Annotated in this window: 9 protein-coding genes; 5 read left to right on the top strand and 4 right to left on the bottom strand. The window is 74.3% G+C overall.

The genetic code is table 11. The features are described from left to right. Nucleotides 1–308: 308 nt before the first annotated feature. Complete coding sequence (locus JM949_RS31570) at nt 309–734, bottom strand: OsmC family protein (RefSeq protein ID WP_030332593.1); 426 nt, start codon at nt 732–734, stop codon at nt 309–311. Between the two features lie 70 nt (nt 735–804). Further along, nucleotides 805–1,911, bottom strand: coding sequence for a serine/threonine-protein kinase (locus JM949_RS31565; RefSeq protein WP_203151756.1), 1,107 nt, complete (start codon nt 1,909–1,911; stop codon nt 805–807). Between the two features lie 175 nt (nt 1,912–2,086). On the opposite strand from JM949_RS31565, the gene JM949_RS31560 reads away from it, so the two are divergent. The 3 genes from JM949_RS31560 to JM949_RS31550 all read left to right on the top strand — a co-directional run bounded on the left by JM949_RS31560 (nt 2,087) and on the right by JM949_RS31550 (nt 4,672). Then, a complete protein-coding gene (locus tag JM949_RS31560; protein WP_238434238.1) occupies nt 2,087–2,341 on the top strand; it encodes a hypothetical protein in 255 nt (84 codons plus the stop codon). A gap of 101 nt (nt 2,342–2,442) precedes the next feature. Next, the gene (locus JM949_RS31555) at nt 2,443–3,189 is read left to right on the top strand and encodes a response regulator transcription factor (RefSeq protein ID WP_203151755.1); all 747 of its coding nucleotides are present in this window, start codon (nt 2,443–2,445) and stop codon (nt 3,187–3,189) included. Continuing rightward, nucleotides 3,167–4,672 (top strand): sensor histidine kinase, encoded by a 1,506-nt coding sequence (locus JM949_RS31550; protein ID WP_203151754.1) that lies wholly within the window; start codon nt 3,167–3,169, stop codon nt 4,670–4,672. Before JM949_RS31555 ends, JM949_RS31550 begins: the two co-directional genes overlap by 23 nt. Before the next feature lie 128 nt (nt 4,673–4,800). Here JM949_RS31550 and JM949_RS31545 read toward each other — a convergent pair whose 3' ends face one another. Both JM949_RS31545 and JM949_RS31540 read right to left on the bottom strand, forming a co-directional pair. Continuing rightward, nucleotides 4,801–5,409 (bottom strand): arginase family protein, encoded by a 609-nt coding sequence (locus tag JM949_RS31545; protein WP_203151753.1) that lies wholly within the window; start codon nt 5,407–5,409, stop codon nt 4,801–4,803. Continuing rightward, nucleotides 5,406–5,582: a hypothetical protein gene (locus tag JM949_RS31540; RefSeq protein ID WP_203151752.1), complete on the bottom strand. Its 177-nt coding sequence runs from the start codon at nt 5,580–5,582 to the stop codon at nt 5,406–5,408. Before JM949_RS31540 ends, JM949_RS31545 begins: the two co-directional genes overlap by 4 nt. A 192-nt stretch (nt 5,583–5,774) precedes the next feature. Here JM949_RS31540 and JM949_RS31535 point away from each other — a divergent pair, with 192 nt between their 5' ends. Then, nucleotides 5,775–5,924 (top strand): hypothetical protein, encoded by a 150-nt coding sequence (locus tag JM949_RS31535; RefSeq protein WP_179778832.1) that lies wholly within the window; start codon nt 5,775–5,777, stop codon nt 5,922–5,924. A 17-nt stretch (nt 5,925–5,941) separates the two neighbouring features. Beyond that, nucleotides 5,942–7,339 (top strand): class I SAM-dependent methyltransferase (locus JM949_RS31530; RefSeq protein ID WP_203151757.1); only part of this gene is annotated, 1,398 nt, incomplete at its 3' end.

Raw genomic sequence — 7,339 nt, 5'->3', positions numbered from 1 at the left:
CGTGTGGTGCCGCGCCGTGTGGTGTCGTGTCGTGCCCGTGTGGTGCCGTGCCCGTGTGGTGCCGCGCCCGTGTGGTGTCGTGCCCGTGTGGTGTCGCGCGCAGTGGTGTCGTGCGCAAGTGGCGCGTCGCCCTATGAGGCGTCGCGGCGGCGGTTGCCTTGCTGGCAAGATCTCGCCCGGCGCTGACCAACCATGATCGTGCCCGATCCGGGAAAGAGGGCCTTCCAGCACCAACGGACGCCACTACAACCGGGATCGAGCACGATCATGAAGGCCGGGCCTGATTGCGGCAGTCTGGGCGCGCCGGGTCAGTGCCGGCCGTTCTCGGCTGGTGTGACGGTCAGCCGGTGACGGCTCGCGTCGCCGCTGGAGAAGGGCCAGAGCCGGTCGGCGTACTCGACCAGGTCGGCCAGTTGGTCCCGGCTCAGGCCGGCGGAGCTGATCTCCGCGTGCACGTCGGCCCGGTACCGTCCGTCGTTGTCACGCCCGAGCTTCGCCTCCGCCCGGACCTGTACGGTGTGGGCTTCGTCGGTGATCTCCCCAGCCACCTCCACCGCCGCGTGGTGCAGGCAGGAGGCGAAGGCCGCGGCCAGCAACTGTTCCGGGGTCAACCCGGTGCAGTGCGGCGCCAGCGGTGACGCCAGCGCGGTGGAGAGCCCGCCATCGTCGGTGCGTACATGACCGCCCTCGGCGGTCGCTGTGGCCTCACGCAGCCAGGAACTCTGATCCGGCATCGCGTTTCTCCCGTCGCTCACCGGGTCGGCTACCCGGCCGCCGCCCGGCGAAACGCCACTGAGCGGGGACTCAGCGCCCGGCAGCCCGCCCCGGCCGGTCGGCCTCCTCGGCCACCGACACCCCCTCGCCGGCCGGCACCGAGCTGGCCGACACCGGCTCGCCGGCCGCGCCGAGTTGGCCGACATTGCTTCGCCGGCCGCGCCGAGTTGGCCGACACCGGCTCGCCGACCGGTGCGGCCCGGCGACCGACATCGCCTCGGCCACCGCGATGGCCTCGGTGGCCTCGGCGGCGGCCCGGTCGGTCCACGGGGACGGCTGGGTCGGCTGGCGGGTCGTCGGGATGGTCATCGGCACGTACACCCGGGCGTCCACGGCCTCGGCCAGCAGCAACGCCGCGACCAGGCTGGTGGGGCGCTGCTCGGGGTCGTCGGCGAGGCAGGAGTGGCACAGCTCGGCCACCTCCGGCGGGAGCCCGTCGATCGACGGCAGCGGCTGCGGCGCCTGACGACGGCGTACGTCGAGCAGTTCGCTGGCGGTGGTCGCCTGGTACGGCAGCCGGGCGGTGAGGCTGTAGTAGAGCAGCACGCCGAGGGCGTACATGTCGGCGGCGGGGGTGGCCGGCGCGCCGTCGAGCTGCTCGGGTGCGAGGTACGCCGGAGTGCCCAGCACCATCCCGTCCGGCATCGGATCGGAGGTGCCGGCCGGGGTGGCGATGCCGAAGTCGAGCACCTTCACTCCGGCGGGAGTGAGGATGACGTTCGCGGGTTTGACGTCGCGGTGCACGATGCCCTCCACGTGCGCGGCGGCCAACGCGGCGGCGACCTCGGCGCAGACCCGCGCCGCGATGCGCCAGTCCAGCGGGCCGGCCCGCAGGTGCACGGCGAGCGTCTCACCCTCGGCCAGCTCCATCACGATGTAGGGCATCGGCTGACCCGGCCACGTCGAGGAGGTGCCGAAGTCGTGCACGCTCGCCACGTTCGGGTGCTCGAGGCGGGCCGCCCACCGGGCCTCCGCGCGGATCCGCTCCACCGGGCCCTGCCGGTCGTCGGGGCCAGGCGCGATGAGCTTCACCGCGACCGGTCGGTCGAGCACCCGGTCGTGTGCCCGCCACACCTCCGACATGCCGCCCACGCCGATGCGCTGCTTGAGCTGATACCGCCCGTCCAGCGTGCGCATCGACCACTCCTCGCCCTCGACCCGCCGGCGGCGAGTGCTCCGATCGCGGTACCCGGGCTCCGAACTGGGCAAACCGGTGCCTGGTTCACGACCGGTCGACCCGTGCAGCTCGCAGCGCCACGGCGGTGGGTGCGGTAGCTTGCGAGCCAGGGCCGGCGTCACCGACTGTGCCGGCATGGTCACCCGAGGGGGCACCGGCATGGGCGAGGTCACCGTACGCTTCGTCGGCGGGCCCGCAGACGGCCTGGTCCGGCTGCTGCCGGCCGGGTCGGACGGCACCCCACCACAGCGTTGGATCATGCGGCATCCCGACGGCACCGGCTCGGTGCAGCCCGGCCCCGACCACCTCTACGAGCGCGACCGCCCCGACCAGGCTGGCGGCTGGAGCATGCGCTTCGTGCGCACCGACGCCTACGGGGTGTCCGAGTGACCACGAGGCGGGGCTGACCGGTGGCACGCCGACCGGGCCGCACAGCTGGCGCACAGCTCCCGCAGGGGCCCGGTACAGGGTTCCCGGCCACCATGGCCGGCATGGTCATGAACGGGCAGGTGGCACCGGGCCGGATCGAGCTGCGTCGCCCCGACGGCGACCCGGTGCGGGTGCTGGTGGTCGACGACGAGCCGACGCTCACCGACCTGCTGTCGATGGCGCTGCGCTACGAGGGCTGGCAGGTCCGCAGCGCGGGCAACGGCATGACCGCGTTGAGCACCGCCCGGCGGTTCCAGCCGGACGCCGTGGTGCTCGACGTGATGCTGCCCGACCTGGACGGCTTCCAGGTGCTGCGCCGGCTGCGCCAGGACGCCCCCACCGTGCCGGTGCTCTTCTTGACCGCCCGCGACGCGGTCGAGGAACGCATCGCCGGGCTGACCGTAGGCGGCGACGACTACGTGACCAAACCGTTCAGCCTGGAAGAGGTGATCGCCCGGCTGCGCGCGCTGCTGCGCCGCTCCGGGTTCGCGGTGGCCGCCCGGGAGGACGCGGTCCTGACCGTCGGTGACCTCAGCCTCGACGAGGACAGCCACGAGGTGCGCCGGGACGGCCAACTGGTCACCCTCACCGCTACCGAGTTCGAGCTGCTGCGTTACCTGATGCGCAACCCGCGCCGGGTGCTGAGCAAGGCGCAGATCCTGGACCGGGTGTGGAACTACGACTTCGGTGGCCAGGCCAACGTGGTGGAGCTGTACATCTCGTACCTGCGCAAGAAGATCGACGCCGGCCGGCCGCCGATGATCCACACGTTGCGCGGCGCGGGCTATGTCCTCAGGCCCGCCGACTGACCGCCGCCGGCTGCGGGCCGCCCGGCGCTGGCTGGCCGGCCGCTCCCTGCGTACCCGACTGGTGTTCGCGCTGCTCGCGCTGCTGGCGGTGGTGAGCGTCGCCATCGGCGGGCTGACCACTGTGGCGCTGCGGCACTTCCTGATCGCCCGCCTCGACGCCCAGCTGGCGCCCGCGACGGTCATCCGGGGTGACCGTCCGGGGCGGCCGGCCTTCCCGGGCAACGGTTTGGCCATCCCCGCCGGGTCACCGTCCGGCACGGTCGTCGCGGTGATCACCGACGGTCGGGTGACGAGCGCGCGGACCCTGACCGACAGCCCGTCCGGCGACGACCCGTTCCCCGACGAGCAGAGCGTCCCGGTGGGGGAGGTCGCCGTGCTGGCGGACCTGCCGGTCGCCGCCGCGCCCCGCACCGTCGAGCTCGGCGCGCGCGGCGCCTATCGGGCCGTGGCCCGGCAGTACTGGGACGGCCGGGTACGCGTCGTCGCGTTCCCCCTGTCCGGCGTGCGGGAGACCATCTGGTGGCTGGTCGCCGCGCAGGTCGGGGTCGCTGCCGCCGGGCTGGTCGTCGCCGGGGCCGCCGGCGCGCTGATCGTGCGGGCCACGCTGCGCCCGCTCAACCGGGTGGCGGCCACCGCCACCCGGGTCACCGAACTGCCCCTGGACCGCGGCGAGGTGGCGCTCGCCGTCCGGGTCCCGACCGCTGACACCGATCCACGGACCGAGGTCGGTCAGGTCGGCGCGGCGCTGAACCGGATGCTGGGCCACGTCGCCGACGCGCTCTCCGCCCGGCAGGCCAGCGAGACCCGGGTACGCCAGTTCGTCGCCGACGCCAGCCACGAGTTGCGGACGCCCCTCGCGGCGATCCGGGGCTACGCCGAGGTGGCCCGGCGGGGCCGCGACGAGGTGCCGGCCGACGTGGCGCACGCGCTGCGCCGGGTGGAGTCGGAGAGCACCCGGATGACCCGCCTCGTCGACGACCTGCTGCTGCTGGCCCGCCTCGACGCCGGCCGGCCGCTGGCGGTGGAACCGGTCGACCTGACCGCCCTGGTGCTGGACGCGGTCAGCGACGCGCACGTCGCCGGCCCGGAGCACCGCTGGCGGCTCGACCTGCCCGAGGTGGCGATCGAGGTGCCCGGCGACGCCGCCCGGCTGCACCAGGTGGTGGCTAACCTGCTCGCCAACGCGCGGTTGCACACCCCGCCGGGTAGCACTGTCACCACCACGCTGGCCGGCGCCGGCGGCGCCGCCGTGCTCAGCGTCGCCGACGACGGGCCCGGGGTGCCGGCGCGGCTGCAACCGGAGGTGTTCGAACGGTTCGCCCGGGGCGACAGCTCCCGGTCGAGGGCGCAGGGCAGCACCGGCCTCGGCCTGGCGATCGTCGCGGCCGTGGTGGAGGCCCACCACGGCACGGTCGCGGTGGACAGCCGCCCGGGCCGGACGGTGTTCACCGTCCGGCTGCCGAACCCCACCGCCGACGGATAGCCCGCCGGCGCGTGGTCGGTCGTGGCGGCCGAGCGCAGCACGTCGACGGCCCGGTCAGCCGGCCAGCATCTGCGCGAGGACCTCGACGACGCGTCGGGTGTGGCGCCCGTCGGGGTCCTCGTCGGTGTTCAGGTCGTCACGCTCATGCCGAGTAGCCGTTCGGCGCGCGCCAATGGCGTGACCAGCGCGATGAGGTCAGCCCAGCGTGGCCCGTCCGGCTCGGGGTAGGTCACCGCGGGCAGGTCCCGTGGGTCCACCACGTCCAGGTCGAGGTGCAACCAGGCCGGCCCGTCGCCCTCGGTGGCCAGGCCCGCCCCGACCGTCGCGGCACCCCGGCGCAGCAGTTCGGCGACGGGCACCTGGTGGATGGCCGGGTCGATCCGGGCCGCCTCGACCCGGCTGCTCTCGTCGCTGGCCGGGCGGTGCCCGATCAGGTGGACGCGGTTCGGCTCGATCAGTGCGCCGGCCGGCCCGACGGCGGCGGCGGGGCCGTGCCCGGTGATCACCGAGAGGTCCATGTCGGCGGCCTCGCCGGTGGGTGAGGTCGTGCCGTCGAGGAAGTCCGGGTGGGCGTCGACGAACCACAGGTCGGTCGCCGGTGGCAGGGCCCGGCAGATGCCGGGCAGGATCGCGCAGTCCCCGCCGAGCACCAGCGGCCGGTGGCCGTCCGAGATCAGCGCGCCGACCCGTGCGCTGATCGCCGCTCCGGCGCGGACCAGGTCAGCCGCGCCGATCACCCCGCTCGCCGGCTCCCGGGTCGGATCGCGCAGCCGGGCCTCGTCGATCTGCCGTCGTCGTCGGCGGCCAGGGCGTCGCGCAGGCCGGCCCGGCGCAGCGCGGCCGGCGCCCGTTCCTCGCCGCGCCCGGTGCCGGAGGAGTCCAGCGGGGCGTCCACGATCATCCAGCGCACGTCCGCAGCGTACCGACGAGGTCCGGCGTTCCCGGCCACATTCTGTGCCGAGGCTGGGAGTACGCCGATGTCCGAGCGACGGCGATGACCACCGGCGTACCGTGATGGACAAGTCCGGCTTTCTGGGTCAAAAGCCTCATCGGTGTACGCCCGGGATGCCGGTGTCGAGACGGCAAGGGCAAGGAGCGATCGGTGAGACATCTGGCCTACCTGGACGCGGGATCCGGCAGCCTGATCGTGCAGGCGGTCGTCGGCGGGGTGGCCGGTGCCGCGGTCGCCGCCAAGCTCTACTGGCGACGGCTGGTCGACCGGTTCCGCCGGCAGCCCACCGACCAGCGGTGAGCGGGCCCGTCCCGACGATGGCGATCTCACCCACCGGGGTACGGCCCGAGCCGGCCTCCTTCCGCGACCCCGCCAACCGGGTCTTCCACGTTGGCGACCAGGTGCTGCGCGGGCTGGACCCGCAGGCCGCCGCGCACTGGCGGGCGCTGACCGGCAGCACGTTCTTTCCGGCCCTCGTCGCCGCGGGCAAGATCTGCGCCACCGAGGACGCCCCGTCGACGCTGGTGCCCGCCGCGACCGGCGCCCCGTGGGCCGCCGTGCTGCGCCACGAACGCATCCCGTTCGTCTCCCACCCGTACGAGTGGTCGTTCAGCATGCTGCGCGACGCCGCCCTGCTGCACCTGGAGATCCTGCGCGCCGCGCTCACCGAGGGCTTCACCACCAAGGACGGCTCCGCGTACAACCTCCAGTGGCGCGGGGCCGAGCCGGTCTTCATCGACATCGGCTCCTTCGAGCCGGTCCGCGACGGCGAACCCTGGGCCGGCTACCGGCAGTTCTGCCAGACCGTGCTCTACCCGTTGATGCTCACCGCCCACCTGGGCGTCGACTTCCAACCGTGGCTGCGCGCCCGGGTCGACGGCATCGAGGCCGACGAGCTGCGGCCCCTGTTCGGCGGGGCCCGCCGGCTGCGCCCCGGCGTGCTGACCCACCTGCACCTGCACGGGGCCATGCAGCAGCGCAACGCCGCCGCCAGCACCAGCGACGTCCGCGACCAACTGCGGGCCGCCGGCTTCTCCCGGGAGTTGCTGCTCGCCACCGTACGCGCCATCGAGAAGCTGGTCGGCAAGCTGGACCGCCGCCCGGCGGGCAGCCACTGGTCGGACTACCAGCGCACCTGCGGCTACTCGGCCCGCGACCGGGTCGCCAAGGAGCAGTTCGTGGCCGCCGCGGTGGCCGCCGGCGCCCGCCCCCGGCTGGTGCTCGACCTCGGGGCCAACGACGGCCGGTACGCCCGACTGGCGGCCGGGCACGCCGACTACGTGGTCGCCGTCGAGCAGGACCCGACAGTGGTCGACGAGCTGTACCGCAAGCTGCGCTCCGAGGGGCAGCGTCGGATCCTGCCGCTGGTGCTGGACCTGGCCGACCCGTCACCGGGGGGCGGCTGGCGGGGCGTCGAGCGGGCCGGCTTCGCCGAGCGGGCCCGCGCCGACGTGGTCCTCGCCCTGGCTGTCGTGCACCACCTGGCGATCGGACGCAACGTGCCGCTGCCGGAGGTGGTCGACTGGCTGGTCGGGCTGACCGCGCCCGGCGGCGCGCTGGTGCTGGAGTTCGTCCATCCGGAGGACCCGATGGCCACCCGGCTGCTCGCCAACAAGCCCGCCGGTCTCTTTCCGGACTACCGGCGCGACACCTTCGAGTCGCTGCTCGCCGCCCGGGGGCGGATCACCGACCGCCTGGAGTTGCCCTCCGGCACC

Source organism: Micromonospora tarensis (assembly GCF_016803395.1).
Classification (GTDB): Bacteria; Actinomycetota; Actinomycetes; order Mycobacteriales; family Micromonosporaceae; genus Micromonospora; species Micromonospora tarensis.
Note: the sequence above shows the minus strand (reverse complement) of the source record. Positions and strands in the feature narration are given on the sequence as shown.

Bases quoted from the DNA above. Each gene is read 5' to 3' on its own strand.
- JM949_RS31565 (WP_203151756.1), bottom strand. From the start codon at position 1,911: ATGCGCACGCTGGACGGGCGGTATCAGCTCAAGCAGCGCATCGGCGTG.
- JM949_RS31550 (WP_203151754.1), top strand. From the start codon at position 3,167: ATGTCCTCAGGCCCGCCGACTGACCGCCGCCGGCTGCGGGCCGCCCGG.
- JM949_RS31570 (WP_030332593.1), bottom strand. From the start codon at position 734: ATGCCGGATCAGAGTTCCTGGCTGCGTGAGGCCACAGCGACCGCCGAG.
- JM949_RS31560 (WP_238434238.1), top strand. From the start codon at position 2,087: ATGGTCACCCGAGGGGGCACCGGCATGGGCGAGGTCACCGTACGCTTC.
- JM949_RS31555 (WP_203151755.1), top strand. From the start codon at position 2,443: ATGGTCATGAACGGGCAGGTGGCACCGGGCCGGATCGAGCTGCGTCGC.